This window comes from Nitrospinota bacterium (assembly GCA_029881495.1).
Taxonomy (GTDB): Bacteria; Nitrospinota_A; UBA7883; order JACRGQ01; family JACRGQ01; genus JAOUMJ01.
The window spans coordinates 1-2,014 of the sequence record JAOUMJ010000071.1 but is presented as its reverse complement, the minus strand read 5'-3'; the positions used below and the strand labels follow the sequence as shown (position 1 = coordinate 2,014).

Sequence of the window (2,014 nt, the reverse complement as noted above, 5' to 3'; positions counted from 1 at the left end):
GAATACCGGGAGAAGCGCCGTGGCCCAGAGAGGAACAGCATCGGTAATCCACCATATCGCCATTAGTAAAACTACGGCGGCGGTTCTTGTTATCTCCGGGTGGGCCGGGTCGAGGTCAAATGCATAAAGAAAAAGCGCAGAGGCTACAACGCCTCCAATAAGGCCAGCCATTCTCACGGTATTTTGCGGGCTCGTCAGTTCTTCATCGCTCACGCTGAAATTCTCTCTTCGTAATTATGTCGCATTGACAAACAGGATACCGGAAAACAGCAAGATGTTGCTCATTAAAAAGGGGAGAGGAACGTCGGGCTAAAATTTCATGCTGGCGCGAATTCCGCCCATCGACCTTCTGTTTTCATCAAACAACTTTTTATCCCATCTCTCCTTTTCATCGATGAAGCTGTACCCCGCAAAAAGCGTAATATCAAAGTAATGTCTGTTGTTAATGTTAAGCTCCGTTGCGATGTTGGCGTTATCCGGTCTGTTGTCGGTCAAATACCCGCCGTAGCCGGCTTTGACTGTTAGAGCGAGATTATCCGTAAACTGGAAAATCCCTCCCGCCGAAAAGCGGATGCTTTGCGCAGCATTGACCCCTTCCTCATATATCCTCCTTTCGATTATTTCCATTAGGAGGGAGAAATTACGGTCAACGTAATGTCTTAACTTGAATTGTGCTTTGAGAGGCGCACTTACCAATCGATCGCTTGACATTCCGACCCCCAGGGCATGGGCTCCGATAAGATATTCGTTTTCGTAAAGCTTGCCGGAGTAGTTGAGACCGAGATTTTCCATCTCAATGTTGTCCGTAATTCCGATGTGCCAATTCATGAACATTCCAACCCAGGCATCTTCCGCGCCGGATGAGTTTTTTCCCGATAAAAAAGAAAAGCCGATATCGGTCAATTGCGAAGGCATCGTAAGCGGTCTATCTATCTCGCGTAGCGGATAATCTTTCACCGCGTTTGTCTTCAATGCCCGAGCATCGGCTGAACCGCAGTAAATAAAAATGATAAGGAATATCAATGCGGAGGCGAGTCTATTGATTACGCCGAATGTTCCCTTGTGGTAATACATTTCCTGATGTTATAAAAGGCAGGGGTGGTAAGTCCAGCTGAAATAAAAATTGAAACGGAGTCTGCGTGGAGGTGCGGCGAGTTTATCGCCACGCTTTATTATGCTTCCCTGTCGGGACGATGTTTTATTAAGCGCTTACGACTCTTCGTTGTTGCCGAAGACTTCGTCGAGAATTTCCTTTGCGCCCTGTTCAAGGAGCAGGTCGCCGAGGCGTTCACCAATCGAAACAGCATCACTCACCGAGCCTGAAATTGTTTCTCTTATAATGCGCTGTCCATCAAGATCAGCGACTAGCCCTTCAAGTGAAAGCGTATCGCCATCGACCTTGCCGAATGCGGCAATAGGAACCTGGCAACCACCTTCCAGCTTTCTTAGGAACGCCCTCTCCGCGATGGTGCAGTATGCGGTAGGCAGATGGTGCAGTCTTTGGACTATCTCTTCAACTTTGGGATCGTTCACCCTTGTTTCGATAGCTACGGCGCCTTGCCCGACAGCAGGGAGTACAAGTGATTCATCCAGGTATTCGGTAATCTCATCCTGATAACCCATTCTTATCATGCCAGCGGCCGCAAGAATTATTGCGTCGAGATTTTCAGTTTCAAGTTTTTTCAGCCGGGTCTGCACGTTGCCCCTGATGTCAACGATTACGAGATCGGGCCTTACTCTCTTTATCTGTGATCTTCGTCGAAGGGAACTGGTTCCAACTTTCGCTCCTGGCGGAAGATCCAGAAATTTTACTCCTCTGCTTACGAGTACATCGTAGGGATTTTCTCTTTCGGTGATAACTTCGACTTTCAGGCCATTCGGAACAACTGTCGGCACATCTTTTAGACTATGCACAGCAAGGTCGGTTTCGTTTCTGAGAAGCGATTCCTCGATCTCTTTAGTGAAGAGCCCTTTGCCCCCTACCTTTGCAAGAGGGACATCGAGGATTTTGTCG

The 2,014-nt window shown here is 48.1% G+C and carries 3 protein-coding genes; all 3 read right to left on the bottom strand.

Annotation, left to right across the window (positions count from 1 at the left end):
* Positions 1-213 (bottom strand): SLC13/DASS family transporter (locus OEY64_13385; GenBank protein MDH5543936.1); only part of this gene is annotated, 213 nt, incomplete at its 3' end.
* A 96-nt stretch (positions 214-309) separates the two neighbouring features.
* A complete protein-coding gene (locus OEY64_13380; GenBank protein MDH5543935.1) occupies positions 310-972 on the bottom strand; it encodes a hypothetical protein in 663 nt (220 codons plus the stop codon).
* 237 nt (positions 973-1,209) lie between these two features.
* Positions 1,210-2,014 (bottom strand): hydroxymethylbilane synthase (gene hemC / locus OEY64_13375; protein ID MDH5543934.1); only part of this gene is annotated, 805 nt, incomplete at its 5' end.